Origin of the sequence: uncultured Bacteroides sp. (assembly GCF_910586915.1) — a bacterium.
Lineage (GTDB): Bacteria > Bacteroidota > Bacteroidia > Bacteroidales > Bacteroidaceae > Bacteroides.
Window position 1 is genome coordinate 22,893 of sequence record NZ_CAJULN010000005.1, and the last position, 13,458, is coordinate 36,350.

General features: G+C 45.8%; 16 protein-coding genes. 6 read left to right on the forward strand and 10 right to left on the reverse strand.

The window, feature by feature from the left end; genetic code table 11:
- Window positions 1-31: 31 nt before the first annotated feature.
- Complete coding sequence (locus tag QZ331_RS03370; protein ID WP_294628060.1) at window positions 32-1,105, reverse strand: winged helix DNA-binding domain-containing protein; 1,074 nt, start codon at window positions 1,103-1,105, stop codon at window positions 32-34.
- Window positions 1,106-1,244: 139 nt separating this feature from the next.
- On the opposite strand from QZ331_RS03370, the gene QZ331_RS03375 reads away from it, so the two are divergent.
- Window positions 1,245-2,474, forward strand: a complete 1,230-nt coding sequence (locus tag QZ331_RS03375; RefSeq protein ID WP_294628062.1) for a 3-phosphoshikimate 1-carboxyvinyltransferase — start codon at window positions 1,245-1,247, stop codon at window positions 2,472-2,474.
- Between the two features lie 19 nt (window positions 2,475-2,493).
- Here QZ331_RS03375 and QZ331_RS03380 read toward each other — a convergent pair whose 3' ends face one another.
- Window positions 2,494-3,498, reverse strand: coding sequence for a M20/M25/M40 family metallo-hydrolase (locus QZ331_RS03380; protein WP_294628063.1), 1,005 nt, complete (start codon window positions 3,496-3,498; stop codon window positions 2,494-2,496).
- A 137-nt stretch (window positions 3,499-3,635) separates the two neighbouring features.
- Here QZ331_RS03380 and QZ331_RS03385 point away from each other — a divergent pair, with 137 nt between their 5' ends.
- The 4 genes from QZ331_RS03385 to QZ331_RS03400 all read left to right on the forward strand — a co-directional run bounded on the left by QZ331_RS03385 (window position 3,636) and on the right by QZ331_RS03400 (window position 5,619).
- Complete coding sequence (locus QZ331_RS03385; protein ID WP_294628064.1) at window positions 3,636-4,070, forward strand: phospholipase; 435 nt, start codon at window positions 3,636-3,638, stop codon at window positions 4,068-4,070.
- Between the two features lie 61 nt (window positions 4,071-4,131).
- Window positions 4,132-4,953, forward strand: coding sequence for a metal ABC transporter permease (locus QZ331_RS03390; protein ID WP_294628066.1), 822 nt, complete (start codon window positions 4,132-4,134; stop codon window positions 4,951-4,953).
- A gap of 28 nt (window positions 4,954-4,981) precedes the next feature.
- The gene (gene tsaE, locus QZ331_RS03395; RefSeq protein ID WP_294628068.1) at window positions 4,982-5,395 is read left to right on the forward strand and encodes a tRNA (adenosine(37)-N6)-threonylcarbamoyltransferase complex ATPase subunit type 1 TsaE; all 414 of its coding nucleotides are present in this window, start codon (window positions 4,982-4,984) and stop codon (window positions 5,393-5,395) included.
- A complete protein-coding gene (locus QZ331_RS03400) occupies window positions 5,392-5,619 on the forward strand; it encodes an immunity 17 family protein (RefSeq protein WP_294628070.1) in 228 nt (75 codons plus the stop codon). Before tsaE ends, QZ331_RS03400 begins: the two co-directional genes overlap by 4 nt.
- Before the next feature lie 76 nt (window positions 5,620-5,695).
- On the opposite strand, the gene QZ331_RS03405 is transcribed toward QZ331_RS03400, so the two are convergent.
- The 6 genes from QZ331_RS03405 to QZ331_RS03430 form a co-directional block, all read right to left on the reverse strand.
- Window positions 5,696-7,006 (reverse strand): DUF58 domain-containing protein, encoded by a 1,311-nt coding sequence (locus tag QZ331_RS03405; protein ID WP_294628072.1) that lies wholly within the window; start codon window positions 7,004-7,006, stop codon window positions 5,696-5,698.
- A 66-nt stretch (window positions 7,007-7,072) separates the two neighbouring features.
- Complete coding sequence (locus QZ331_RS03410) at window positions 7,073-8,047, reverse strand: MoxR family ATPase (RefSeq protein ID WP_294628074.1); 975 nt, start codon at window positions 8,045-8,047, stop codon at window positions 7,073-7,075.
- Window positions 8,048-8,058: 11 nt separating this feature from the next.
- Window positions 8,059-9,330, reverse strand: coding sequence for a DUF4350 domain-containing protein (locus QZ331_RS03415; RefSeq protein ID WP_294628076.1), 1,272 nt, complete (start codon window positions 9,328-9,330; stop codon window positions 8,059-8,061).
- Entirely contained in the window at window positions 9,327-9,944 is a 618-nt protein-coding gene (locus QZ331_RS03420; protein ID WP_294628078.1) for a DUF4129 domain-containing protein, read from the reverse strand. The genes QZ331_RS03415 and QZ331_RS03420 overlap by 4 nt, the downstream gene beginning before the upstream one ends.
- 16 nt (window positions 9,945-9,960) lie before the next feature.
- Window positions 9,961-10,884, reverse strand: a complete 924-nt coding sequence (locus QZ331_RS03425; RefSeq protein WP_294628080.1) for a hypothetical protein — start codon at window positions 10,882-10,884, stop codon at window positions 9,961-9,963.
- Window positions 10,865-11,827 carry a stage II sporulation protein M gene (locus tag QZ331_RS03430; RefSeq protein WP_294628082.1) on the reverse strand — a complete coding sequence of 321 codons (963 nt, stop codon included), beginning with the start codon at window positions 11,825-11,827 and terminating at the stop codon, window positions 10,865-10,867. The genes QZ331_RS03425 and QZ331_RS03430 overlap by 20 nt, the downstream gene beginning before the upstream one ends.
- Window positions 11,828-11,927: 100 nt before the next feature.
- On the opposite strand from QZ331_RS03430, the gene QZ331_RS03435 reads away from it, so the two are divergent.
- Window positions 11,928-12,653 (forward strand): RDD family protein, encoded by a 726-nt coding sequence (locus QZ331_RS03435; RefSeq protein ID WP_294628083.1) that lies wholly within the window; start codon window positions 11,928-11,930, stop codon window positions 12,651-12,653.
- A gap of 66 nt (window positions 12,654-12,719) precedes the next feature.
- Here QZ331_RS03435 and QZ331_RS03440 read toward each other — a convergent pair whose 3' ends face one another.
- On the reverse strand, window positions 12,720-13,055 hold the full coding sequence (locus tag QZ331_RS03440) for a hypothetical protein (RefSeq protein ID WP_294628084.1): 336 nt from the start codon (window positions 13,053-13,055) through the stop codon (window positions 12,720-12,722).
- Between the two features lie 42 nt (window positions 13,056-13,097).
- Window positions 13,098-13,412, reverse strand: coding sequence for a thioredoxin (gene trxA / locus QZ331_RS03445; protein ID WP_294628086.1), 315 nt, complete (start codon window positions 13,410-13,412; stop codon window positions 13,098-13,100).
- Between the last annotated feature and the right edge of the window lie 46 nt (window positions 13,413-13,458).

The following is a 13,458-nucleotide window of genomic DNA, read 5'->3' on the forward strand; positions in this document are numbered from 1 at the left end:
ATCAGCTATCAGGATTGTCAGCAGAGAAAATTCAAACAGGCTCTTCAAATCCGAGGAATGCCAGATATCTCCGTTTTGCCCGGTTCACAAGTTCTTCATTCACACAACTATCCGGTGCAAACCACGAATACGGCAATTCAATCTTCTTTTTCCTGACAGACTTGTCCCAGTTGCCCACCACCTGTCCTTTATGAAGAATAACCGGATAAAACAAACCGTTGTTGGTAAATGCTTTGGAATAATGTTCTTTGGGCAAAACATCCGTCCGGTCTTTATAACCCAAAAGATATTCGTCGTAGGAAGGAAGAAGATGCAAACTATCGGAAACTTTACCGCAAGTGCGGCACGCTTCATGAATATACCATATCTGCCCGTGCCATTGCTCTACCGTCAATTCCGAGTTTATCAAATAGATAGCCTGTCGTGCTTCCGATACCGGTAGCCCCGACCACCAGACAAAATCCTGCAATACAGCCGGAGCATGACTACGAAAATAGCTCCGCGCCAAGCGAGCCAACGACTCGTCTTTCGTCAGTTCCGGTACGGAAGGGACACGTTCTTCCAAAAGAGCATACGTAAACTTCCCGCCTTTATCCTCTCCGCTACAAACAATGCCTTCCTGCTCCGCACGTGCCATAAGCCGAGTCATACGCTGATTGTCGGCCTCAGCTACAATCCCCGCACGACAAAAATGTTCAGTGATTTCCTGCTTGGTCAAACTTTTATTCCCGCAAAGAATCTTCTCCAGCAAACGATTGCTTTTCGAGAAAAGTTCATCGATTATCTCCAAATCATACCCTTTGGCAAAGGAGTCATTGGCTGCCTTGATGCGTTGGGCAGAAAGTTTCAGCATCCAGCGTATATCTTCCGCCGCTACAAGGTGCCAAGTAGGACGCATCACATGGGTGCGCAGAATTTCACCATCCTTCAAAGCCTTCTCCACTGTCTGAACAGTAGCCGACTTCAACCGCATTCCTACCGCCCATTTCACCATCGTATAGTTTTGCGCCTGTACTGCTCCCATCCAGGAAACCAACTCTTTCGGCGTACGGAAAAGAGGGTTCAACAACTGCTGATTCTGCAAACGGATATCCGGTATCTTCATAGAAATAAATTTTATAGCACAAATATATTCATTCCCTCCAACAAAACCACCACAAAAAGAGATAATCTTGAACGTTTGGAAAGAAGAATCAAAGAAAAATATCTATTTTTGTCATCTCAAACTTAAGATTATAAAAATAATGCGTTATAGACTTTCAGCTCCTTCCGCCATCAAAGCCACCATTCAATTACCGGCTTCCAAGAGCATCAGCAACCGTGCACTCATTATTAATGCACTGGCGGAAGGCAAATATACTCCCGACAACCTGTCCGATTGCGACGATACACTAGTGATGATAAAGGCGCTCACCCGAAATGAAGCAACCATAGACATCATGGCAGCCGGAACCGCCATGCGTTTTCTGACAGCCTATCTGAGTGTCACACCGGGCGAACGAACCATCACAGGAACAGCACGTATGCAACAACGTCCCATACAAATATTGGTGAATGCTCTTCGCGAATTGGGAGCGGAAATAGATTATACCCATCAGGAAGGATTCCCGCCTCTACACATAAAGGGAGCGGTATTGAAAGGAAATGAAATTACGCTGAAAGGGAATGTCAGTTCGCAGTATATTTCTGCTCTGCTGATGATAGGACCGACTCTTAAAAACGGGCTGGTGCTGCATCTGAGCGGTAAGATTATCTCACGTCCTTACATCAACCTTACCTTACAATTAATGCAGGATTTCGGAGCCAGAGCAATATGGACTTCTCCGGACAGCATCTCCGTAGCTCCGCAACCTTATACAAGTATTCCGTTTACGGTGGAGAGTGATTGGAGCGCAGCTTCCTACTGGTATCAGATTGCAGCATTATCTCCGAAAGCGGAAATCGAACTATTGGGACTATTCCGCAACAGCTATCAGGGAGACAGCCGTGGAGCGGAAGTCTTCTCACGGTTAGGGATTACCACAGAGTTTACTGCCAAAGGTGTCAAACTCAAAAAGACAGGAAAAGCTCCTGAACGGCTGGAAGAAAACTTTATCGACATACCCGACCTGGCACAGACATTTGTCGTTACTTGTGCCTTGATGAATATTCCTTTCCGTTTCACAGGGCTACAAAGTCTGAAAATAAAAGAGACCGACCGCATTGCTGCTTTAAAGAATGAACTCAAAAAGTTGGGATACGTTATCGAAAAAGAAAATGACAGCGTACTGATGTGGAACGGCGAACAATGTGAACCGGAAGCAACTCCCGTCATTGCAACCTACGAAGACCATCGTATGGCAATGGCCTTTGCCCCGGCTATAATCTGCCACCCAACTATGCAAATTGCCAATCCTCAAGTGGTCAGCAAGTCGTACCCTCGTTATTGGGACGACTTGAAACAAAGCGGATTTCAGATTATAGACGAAAAATAAACAACAAGCAATCGTCTGTTCAGAACGATTGCTCATTCGCCATCTTCCACATATTAAGGAAAGACGCTTTGGTGATTTCCACCACCTTGTCCCAGTTCAGCCGTTCGGCATGGTCGGACGGAAGGTGATAATCGGGATGTCCGTCCGTGTGATACCAAATGATGGGAATACCGACTTTGGCAAACGTTCCATTATCACTTCCGCCCACTGGGTTATCCCATGCACGGTAATCCGGTTCCAACCGCAAACCATATTTCTTGATATCCTCTTTCAGCCACTCGCCAAAGGCAGGATGGGCAGAGGTATAGAAGTAAACCACATGACGGGGTTGCTGCGGCTTGCTATTACGCCCAATCATATCGAAGTTCAAATAACCTTTAATCTGAGAGACAAAGGGACACGTCTGCACAAAATACTTTGAACCAAGCAATCCTTTTTCTTCTCCGTCCCAAAAAGCAAAGATTACATTTCTTTCGGGTTGTTTTCCGCCGACTACAAACGCTCTTGCTATTTGCAGTACCGCCGATACGCCGGACGCATTATCGTCCGCACCATTATAGATTTGGTCTCCGTCAAGTGCCGGGTCTATCCCCAAATGGTCAAAATGAGCGCCTACTATCACATACTCTTTACTGTTTTTACCGGGAATCATTCCCAATACATTTCTCATGGAAAGTTTTTGGTGTACTTCCTGTTTCAATTTGGCAATAGAGTCGGGATGCACTTCCAGCCGTCCTTTTTGCTGGCGTTCTTTGCGATAGGCTTCGAAAGGTTGGAAATAGCTGTCGTTCAAAGGCTGCACCCCCATCCATTGCAAGAGAGAGGCAATATATTCAGAAGCGGCAAACGAACCGTGGAATCCCGCTTCACGTCCTTGCAGTTCGTCACTTGCCAGGAAACGGACAGTGGCTTCGGCAGAAGAGCGGTTGATGGAATTCAAGGCTTTGTCTACGGGAGACTGAGCGAACACAAACATTGATGCGCCCAATAAAAAAGAAATAAGCAAATAAAATCTTCTTTTCATTCGATGAAAGTTTATGTTTATAATCGGTTTTTATCTTTAAGTTGACAACACACAAAAGTAAGAAAAGAAATAGATATCATACACCTGTAGAATACAAATTTATAAGTAACTTTGCAGAAATTTGATTTAGTACGATTATGTGGATACTCATTATAGGTTTGGTGTTGCTGGGTGTCGTCGCACTGACAGCCGGAATCATCCGCAACAAGAGACTGCAAAAGAAAATAGAAAGAGGCGAACTGGACCATATGCCGGAAGTGAAGGAAGTAGATACGGAATGCTGCGGTCAACACGAGGTTTGCGAAAAAGACAGTCTGCTGGCTGCCGTCAGCAAGAAAATCGAATATTACGATGACGAAGAACTGGATATGTTCATCGGACGAGAAGGAAATGCATATACGGAAGAAGAGACGGATATGTTTCGGGATGTATTGTACACCACCAAAGCTGATGAAGTGGCAGGATGGGTGCGCAGCCTACAGCTTCGCGGCATTGAATTGCCCGACGACCTGAAAGACGAAGTGTTCCTGATAATCGGAGAGAGAAGGGTTGTTGAGAAGAAAGAAACCTGACGGATATATATCTGTTCTTCCGATTCTTAAAATTAGAACTTGTAATCAGTAAATTAAATCAGTGGATCTACTACAATATACATTCTTTCAACACGCCTTGTTAGGAAGCCTGCTGGCAAGCATCGCCTGTGGCATCATAGGTACGTATATCGTCACCCGTCGCCTGGTATTTATTAGCGGGGGTATCACTCATGCTTCTTTCGGCGGAATAGGATTAGGATTGTTTGCGGGCATTTCCCCGATACTCTCTGCCGCCATATTCTCCGTGTTGTCCGCTTTTGGTGTCGAATGGCTCAGCAGGCGGAAAGATATGCGTGAAGATTCCGCCATTGCCGTATTTTGGACATTAGGTATGGCGCTGGGAATCATGTTCAGCTTCCTGTCGCCGGGATTTGCTCCCGACCTCTCCGCCTATCTTTTCGGGAATATCCTGACCATCAATCAGACCGACTTATGGATGTTGGGCATACTGGCATTCATACTGACGGGATTCTTTTATCTGTTCATCCGCCCCATCGTATATATCGCCTTCGACCGCGAGTTCGCACGTTCGCAGAAAATTCCGGTCGCCTTGTTTGAATATGTGCTGATGATGTTTATCGCACTGACAATAGTAGCCTGCCTGCGCATGGTAGGTATCGTGCTTGCCATCTCACTCCTCACCATTCCGCAGATGACAGCCAATCTGTTTACTTACAGTTTCAAACGAATCATCTGGTTTTCCATCGGCCTCGGTTTTTTAGGTTGCTTAGGCGGATTATTCATCTCTTATCATTGGAAAGTCCCTTCGGGAGCCTCAATCATATTTTTCTCCATCCTGATTTACGCAATCTGCAAAATAGGAAAAAGTTGCCGCAGGAAACGGGTCTCCCGGCAGGAATAACGTAAAGACATTATTATAAAGTTAGTATATGGAAATAAAGATTCAATCACTAGAAAATATCCGCCAGGCAGCGCATGAATTTATCGCCGCTATGGGCGACAACACAGTATTCGCCCTTTACGGAAAGATGGGTGCGGGCAAAACAACCTTTGTCAAAGCACTCTGCGAGGAATTAGGCGTAGAGGATATCATCAGCTCTCCTACCTTTGCCATCGTCAATGAATACCGTTCGGACAAAACCGGAGAACTGATTTATCACTTCGATTTTTACCGCATCAAGAAACTGAGTGAAGTGTACGACATGGGATACGAGGATTATTTCTACAGTGGCGCTCTTTGCTTTATCGAATGGCCGGAACTTGTAGAAGAATTATTACCGAGTGATGCGGTAAAAGTGACGATTGAGGAATTGGAAGACGGAAGCAGAGTCATCAAACTATGACAGGACAATACATCGTACAAGGAATCTTTGCGCTGGCAGGTATCGTATCCCTGCTGGCGTCATTACTCAACTGGGAATGGTTCTTCACAGCACACAATACACAAACCGTTGTCAGGCATGTGGGACGCAATCGGGCACGATTATTTTACGGCCTATTGGGAGTTTTCATCATCGGTATGGCAGTTCTCTTTTTTGTAAAGACACTAAAGGCCGATACACTATAATATTTTTCAGACCGAAGAACCTAAGAAGATATTTCGTGACTCAATGTTCTTAGGTCTAAAATTATTAAAGGCCTGTTTATAGCAACTGCCGTGCCTTCATCTCCAAATACTTATTAATCACATCGATCGAAAGATTCTCCGGCGTAGTCAACAAAGAATAGATTCCATGCTGTTTCAGGGTGGAAACCACCAAGCGTTTTTCATAAGCGAATTTCTCGGCAATGATATGGTGGTAATACCCTTCCGTGTCCGTTGCAGGAGTAGCGATGTATTCCTTCAAGTCGGCATCTTCGAAAAAGACAACCAACAGACGATGCTGACGGTTCAGTTGTTTCAAATAAGCCAACTGACGTTTCATGCTGGAGATACCGGAAAAATTGGTATATAGCACCAGCAGACTCCGTTTGCTGATATGCTTGTTCAGGTGCACACACAATGCAGAGAAATCGGTCTCTCCGAAAGTTGTCTTTTGACTGTACAGTTTCTCAAGCAATGTCTGCATATGTCCCGGTTGCTTGGCGGCGGGAACAAACGTATCAAAATGCTCGTTAAAAGTGACGAGTCCCGCCTTGTCTTCCTTGCGCATTGCCACATATGAAAGCACCAGCGAAGCATTTATCGCATAATCAAGCAGGGTCATTCCGCAAAAAGCCTGCTGCATCACGCGCCCCTTGTCTATCACACCGTAAATCTGCTGCGAACGTTCGTCCTGATAGACATTCACCATAAGTTGGTGCCGTCGGGCACTCGCTTTCCAGTTTATCGTACGGTAATCGTCTCCTTTCACATACTCTTTTATCTGCTCAAATTCCGTGTGATGACCAATCCGGCGAATACGTTTGATACCCAGTTCGGTAAGATTATCACTTATTGCCAACAACTCATACTGATGCAACATTAAGTAAGAAGGATATACCTTGATATCCAACGGTTCGCCACAGGTATATCTTCGCGAAACCAATCCTATCCTACCCGTCACAAATACCCTGATTCGACCGAAAGAATAAACACCCCGCCGCGTAGGACGAAGCTGATAGCTGACGGTTTTCCCTTCATTCGCCTGCAAACCGATACGAAAGGAAACATCGCGTTTCTGAAATACAAAAGGGATTTCGTCTATGATTTCCAAAACAACCGGACGGGGATAGCTACTCTCCACCCGGATACCTACCTCATTCTCATCCCCATTGGAGAAACGAGGAGCACACTGACGGTGAGCCTGAATTCCCCGGATGCCGTAAAGCAGAAAACCATCCACCAACACCGCAAGGACAAAGGCAAGAAGTGCCCACTGCCCGATAGTAAAAAGCGGAGCAAATAAATACCCACTACCCAACAGTAGGATAATTAGGATAAGGGCAATATAGAAACGACGAGTTAAATACAAGTTGTGTCAATTAAAAATTAAAGATTAAAAATTAAGGACCGTAATCAGCCGACAACTGACTATCCATTATTTCGGAACTTCGACCTTATCAATCAAACGTTGCGTCACCTTCACCGGAGAATATCCCTCCATCTCCGCTTCCGCCGTCAGGATAAGACGATGCTGAAGCACATAGGGAGCTACAAACTTGATATCTTCCGGCGTCACAAAATCACGTCCTTGCAGAAGGGCGTACGCTTTCGACGCTTGCAGCATGGCAACGGAAGCACGCGGAGAAGCACCGAGATAAACAGCCTTGCTGGTGCGCGTCTGCTGCACAATCAACGCAATGTACCGAAGCAACGTACGGTCTACAAACACCTGATTCATAAAGGCACGCAGCGAAAGAAGTTCTTCTTTCGTTATGGAAGGCATAATATTTTCGAGCTTCACCAAAGCTGCATTGGTATGGTGGCGTTCGAGGATGTCCACTTCCTCTTCCAACGAAGGATAATCCATCGTTATCTTCATCAGGAAACGGTCGAGTTGTGCTTCGGGAAGTTTGTAAGTTCCCTCCTGCTCCACTGGGTTCTGAGTGGCGAGAATAGTATAAAGTTCTCCCATCTGGTGTGTGGTTCCATCAATACTAATCTGACGTTCTTCCATCACTTCGAACAAGGCAGCCTGTGTTTTGGCAGGTGCACGGTTGATTTCGTCCACCAATACCATATTGGCAAAGATAGGTCCCTGATGGAAATCAAAACCGTTGGTTTTCATGTTAAACACGGTTGTACCTAGCACATCGCTCGGCATCAGGTCCGGTGTAAACTGAATGCGGCTGAAATCGGCCTCAATCAGCCGGGCTGTCAAGCGAGCCAACAATGTCTTTGCCACTCCCGGTACTCCTTCTATCAGTACATGACCATTGGCAAGAATGGCGGTCAGAACCAAGTCCACCATCTGTTCCTGTCCCACAATGACAGAAGCAATCCGGGCCTTCAACTCTTCTATCTTCCCGGAAAAGAGCGTTAAATCTATTCGCTGTGCTGTATTCTCTTCCATATGTTTCTTCTTTATATATGATTCATTATTTCATTCATTTTATCGATCCACATTTTCATTTGCTCCGCATCTACGACACGACCGCCGTAAAGTACCGACCTGATTTCGCAGACAAGCTGCGCTATCTCTTCGCTATCCATTCCTGTTTTATGCGCAATCCGCTCGAATGTACGTCTGTCATCGGCCACTTCTTCTATGTCCACCTGTATTTCCCGTCGCAACTCTTCCGCCAGATAAGCGAATTTCTTACGCACCAGGTCGGCGTGGTCTTTCTTCTGAAAATAGAGAGTACCTATCAATTTGACAAATTCGAGCGTTCTGTTTGCCGGTTCGTGCACCACAGGAATCACCCGTTGGCGTCTTTTTGCCGTAAACAGCATAAAGAGCAGAATGGTCACCATCGTCAGATACAACGCCCAGCGTAGCGGACGATGTGCAAGCAGATAGCGCAAAGGAGACTGCTGCTCTTGTGCGGTTGCCTTCATGTATCCCTCGCTACGGACGATGGGAAGCCCCTTCATCTGCGACAGCAGACGGAAGATATAGTTCACATTGTCGCCATCCATCACTCCATAATTGGTGAACAGCAACGGAGTAGAGACAAGTATAACCTCCCCCTTCCCCCACGGACGGGCCATTGCCAACAACGGATGATAGTTGTTATATGCCCTCACTGAATCGGAATCTTCCACTACCACCTTGACAAGTTCCGACATATCTTTCTCTGCCAGTTTCCGTACCGGTAACGAATCGTATCGTCTGAAACAGGAATTGCAGAATTGCGGATAACACCGGTATAAATGGCGGGAATAAACGGAATCCGCCACCCAATAGATACTATCTCTCTTAAATATGGAAGAAGCGTATTTCTTAAAAGCCGCCGCATTAAAATAGGAATACGCGCAATAGAACTGCAACGTATCTCCCAGGTATTTGGAATAGCTGCCGCTTACCAGCATAATCTTATTGCCCCGTTCCGCCAACTTCAATAAGGCATTCACATCCGCCTCTACCATAGACAAATGGTTGGCTATCACTAAAAAGCCCTTCTTACTACCCGTCGTATCGTCTTCCATCTGGTAGAACGTTTTCTTCGTTACGGAGTAGCCATGCGGCAAAGAAGACGACAGCAAACTGTCGAACAGCGCACATCCGAACGGCTGTTCGTCCTGATGGCTGAAAGTCGGCGTCCATACAAACTTTTTCGGCAGATGATATTCCGCCGCAAACACAACCAGCAGAAATAGAACGATACAGACTATAAACCAACGGCTTCCTTTCATGCGACTCCTCCTTTCGTTATCTCTTTCTGCAAGGTCTGCATGGTTTGGAAAAGTTCTTCCGTGGCTTCAAAATTACCATAGCGTACCCGAAGAAAATGATTGGTAAGTTGGCGGAAAGCCGGCAAACGGACTTCATTGATATATTGCGTAGGCGTTTTGTACAACTTCCAGTCAATACGTTCCGCATCGCTAAGCTGTTTCAATGTCTGCAAATAGAGCAGGCGCACCGCTTCGCGATAGTCCCGGCGGGAAAGCGCAACGTCAATTCCTTCCGGAAAGTCGATTCCGTAAATCGTATCCTCTTCTACCGTGTAAGCCACCGCACTCTTGGACGAACGCATGAATAATTCGGGACGCTTCCTGTAGACAAACCAAATAATCAATAGCAGGATAACGATGGCAATACAGATAAGCACTGTCTCCGAATATTCTGTAGCAAAACGGCTGCCGAACAATTTGCGCATGAACTCCTGAAACTGCCTGCCGAACCACTCGAAAAGGTTAATTTCCGGAGTAAGCAGTTCGCGGTTATACCCATATGCAGCGTCAGACCGCCATCGGGCAAGCAACGCCGTATCACAGGCCAATGTATCAACCGGAGGAGTAAAGTCCATCTGTACAAAGTTTGTTTCAGAGTTTGTCAAAATTGTCAATATCACTCTCTACTGTGATACTATCCACCACTTCCGACGCATGACCGTACTGATATACCAGCCCGACTATGCTGAATATAGCAGACAGATAAGTACCATACCACATCAGGACTGAAAACAGATAGTGTGCAAAATTCAGCCAAACGGACGTATCCGCTTCGCCACCATCGCTCATGGAGAAAATTGCCTTCACCACATAGATTACATAATATGGTATAGAGAGAACACCCTGCAACGTACTGGCAATGATTCCCATTACAATCAACATCAGGAAAATTCCTCCCCAAGTGGCAAATCCCAACCGGAACGTCTTCTTGAACGCCTCCATCACCGAAATATCTTCAAACAAATAGATGGGAGCCATCAGAGACAAAGGAATAAGGAAGGCAAACAGCAACGGCAGCGTTAACGCCAAAGTAAAAGGAGTGAGCACGGCAAACAGCACCATGACAACCATTGCCAGCAAAACCAGAAAACCGACAGTCACGCCCATGACAAACAGCCGCTTCATATTGCGAAGCAGCAACGGCTTTATGTCTTTGAACGTAATATCGTTCAGCCGTTCTTCCCGTTCGTTGTACAACCGGACCAATCCGTAAACCAAAGAAGTCATCAGCCATCCTCCCAAACAGGCAAAAAAGATAAAGCCTGCATAGTTCAACGCAAACATTTCCGCATTAAAGGAAGCGCTATCCGTAGCTTCCGTGAGCCACGTTCCGGTTCCTACCCCCATCATTCCGTTGAAATTCATTGCCTGGAGCAGACACACCGGAAGTATCAGATAAGTTGAATAGGTAAACAACAGTTTCCAGTTCTCTTTTATAAAGTCAAAAGATACATTCAGCTTCTCGCCGAAAGAACGTTTGGCATACATCGCAATCTTAGGTTTCTGTGATTCCATGTTTTTTCCTGTTTGGTAAATAAATATAGTAGAAGATAATAAACGCCAGCGAAGCAAGAATCATTCCCAGCCGCAACGCATCCGGAAGTTCGGTGTGGCGGGTAAGACATCCTTCGATAAAGCCTGCCATCATAAATACGGGAACAGTGCCGACCACGATTTTCACTCCTCGTTTCGCCCCTCTCCGGAACGACTCCATCCTCGAATACGTTCCGGGAAACAGCCATCCGTTTCCTAAAGCCAGTCCGGCGGCACCGGCTACGATAATCGCCCAAATCTCAAGCGTCCCGTGCAGCCAAATGGCAAGGCTGGACTCCCAAAGCAATCCGTGCTGATGGAAGAATGTCTGAAAGGCTCCCACCATCACGCCATTGGAGAAAAGCATATATCCCGTACCGAAACTGGTCAATATACCCATAGCAAAACAGTTGAAAGACACCATTATATTGTTGAGCGTGATGTGCAAAAACATCGGAAGTTCAGAGAGACTGCCATAGACTCCCATCGGTTCGCCTTTGGCTATGTTTTCCAATGTCATGTCCACATAATTATTTCCCAAAATCAAACGTACAAACTCCGGATCGTTTGCAGCAGAGAGTACTCCTACCAACACACTAACTACAAAAATAAGAAACGAAGCAAGCAACTCCCGGCGTGCATCGTGCATGGTTCGGGGAACTTCCTGCGTCCAAAAAGTGATAATCCGTGTCCACTTCTCGCGCTTGTTGCGGTAGATTTCATTGTGCAAGGCAGAGGCCAGATTGTTCAGATAGATTGTAATGCGGGAGGTGGGGAAATGCGTCTGGGCAAATGCCAGGTCGGCAGTCAAGTCCGCATATGCATCGGCAAGTTGGTCGGGGGACAAACTTGCCGCCTGCTCCACTACCTTCTCAGTCTCCTTCCATCTTTCAATGTTCCGACGGATAAACGTAACTTCTTTCATACATTTCGATAGTTTCCGAATAAGTTTTGTCCGAAACCGAAAGCAAAAATAAGAGAATTAAATTATATTTGCAACGGAATCCTAAAATGTTTAACCTCAAATGTCAGAATCTACCATAATCACCGGGCAATTTGTCCGCATCAGCCAGACACCCGCCAGCATCGGCGAACGATTTGTAGCGCTCCTCATTGATTATATCTTGATTACAGTCTACATCTACTCTACGACTGCCCTGCTGTCGGTACTCTGTCTGCCGTCCAATTTCAAGTTGTACTTCTTCATGTGTGTGGTATATCTGCCGATGCTCGGTTATTCTTTTTTGTGCGAGACCTTCAACCACGGACAAAGCCTCGGCAAAAAACTGATGAATATACGTGTTGTCAAGGTAGACGGCTCTACGCCCACCGTAAGTTCCTACCTGCTGCGTTGGCTTCTCTTCATTATAGACGGGCCGCTGACAGGAGGCTTGGGACTTTTAGTCATTCTATTGACCAAAAACCACCAACGGCTGGGCGACCTTACCGGCGGAACAATGGTTATCAAAGAGAAAAACTACCGTAAGATACACGTCAGCCTTGACGAGTTCGACTACCTGACAAAGAACTACCGTCCGGTCTATCCGCAATCGGCCGACTTGTCGTTGGAACAGATCAACGTGATAACCCGGACATTGGAATCCGGAGAAAAAGACCGTATGCGGCGCATTACAGCACTGTCGAATAAAGTGCAATCGCTCCTTTCCATCACTTCGCGGGAGGAAAGCGCAGAGAAATTTCTTCGGACAGTACTGAGGGATTACCAATATTATGCGCTGGAAGAGATATAAAAAAGCATATCACTCCGAACAGCAGAATGATATGCCTTATTTATTTGAAATGAGACCGGACAATGGTTAATCCACCTGTCCCAAAGAATTTCCGTACTCCATCTCTCCCTGAACGACAAACAGAATCTCTTCAGGATCATACTCTCCCTGCCCGTCATGCTTGGCTTCTTTCACAATAAAAGCCGCAATCTCTTCCAAATCGATGTTGACATAACCGTCTTCGTCGGGCTGAGCTTCGAGAATACCACTTTCAGCGTAATATTCGTCAATCAAGTCGATAAAGTAATATAACTCGTCGTCAACGAATTTCTCCTTCAATTCCTGAGGCAGATAGTTTTTGATAAACTCGACTGTTTTTTCGTCGTCGGCATCTGCTAATAAAAAATCCTCTTCCAGTCCCATAATCATTTAAGTATTTAAGTGTTAGTATCAAGTGTCAACCGCTTAGAGCAAATTCTTCACTTTTTCTACAAATACAGGTTTGCCTACGGCTCCCACCTGTTTGTCTACAACCTCACCGTTTTTGAAAAACAATACGGTAGGGATGTTACGGATGCCGTATTCGGCGGGCAGGTCGCTGTTTTCGTCCACATCGCATTTGCCGATGATAACCTGTCCTTCAAACTCCGTAGCCAACTCTTCAATAATAGGAGCTACCATTTTGCAGGGGCCACACCACGGAGCCCAAAAGTCTACAACAACCGGTTTGCCTTCAGCAAGGAGTTCCTTGTAATTGCTGTCTGTAATTTCTAAAGCCATTTTCTTCAAGTATTAATTGTTAAAAAACTATTTTACGGGTTATTTA

Coding starts and splice junctions, on each gene's coding strand:
- QZ331_RS03385 (WP_294628064.1), top strand. CDS start 3,636: ATGTGGATACTCATTATAGGTTTGGTGTTGCTGGGTGTCGTCGCACTG.
- QZ331_RS03415 (WP_294628076.1), bottom strand. CDS start 9,330: ATGAAAGGAAGCCGTTGGTTTATAGTCTGTATCGTTCTATTTCTGCTG.
- QZ331_RS03425 (WP_294628080.1), bottom strand. CDS start 10,884: ATGGAATCACAGAAACCTAAGATTGCGATGTATGCCAAACGTTCTTTC.
- QZ331_RS03370 (WP_294628060.1), bottom strand. CDS start 1,105: ATGAAGATACCGGATATCCGTTTGCAGAATCAGCAGTTGTTGAACCCT.
- QZ331_RS03380 (WP_294628063.1), bottom strand. CDS start 3,498: ATGAAAAGAAGATTTTATTTGCTTATTTCTTTTTTATTGGGCGCATCA.
- QZ331_RS03435 (WP_294628083.1), top strand. CDS start 11,928: ATGTCAGAATCTACCATAATCACCGGGCAATTTGTCCGCATCAGCCAG.
- QZ331_RS03375 (WP_294628062.1), top strand. CDS start 1,245: ATGCGTTATAGACTTTCAGCTCCTTCCGCCATCAAAGCCACCATTCAA.
- QZ331_RS03440 (WP_294628084.1), bottom strand. CDS start 13,055: ATGGGACTGGAAGAGGATTTTTTATTAGCAGATGCCGACGACGAAAAA.
- QZ331_RS03430 (WP_294628082.1), bottom strand. CDS start 11,827: ATGAAAGAAGTTACGTTTATCCGTCGGAACATTGAAAGATGGAAGGAG.
- tsaE (WP_294628068.1), top strand. CDS start 4,982: ATGGAAATAAAGATTCAATCACTAGAAAATATCCGCCAGGCAGCGCAT.
- QZ331_RS03420 (WP_294628078.1), bottom strand. CDS start 9,944: ATGGACTTTACTCCTCCGGTTGATACATTGGCCTGTGATACGGCGTTG.
- QZ331_RS03400 (WP_294628070.1), top strand. CDS start 5,392: ATGACAGGACAATACATCGTACAAGGAATCTTTGCGCTGGCAGGTATC.
- QZ331_RS03410 (WP_294628074.1), bottom strand. CDS start 8,047: ATGGAAGAGAATACAGCACAGCGAATAGATTTAACGCTCTTTTCCGGG.
- trxA (WP_294628086.1), bottom strand. CDS start 13,412: ATGGCTTTAGAAATTACAGACAGCAATTACAAGGAACTCCTTGCTGAA.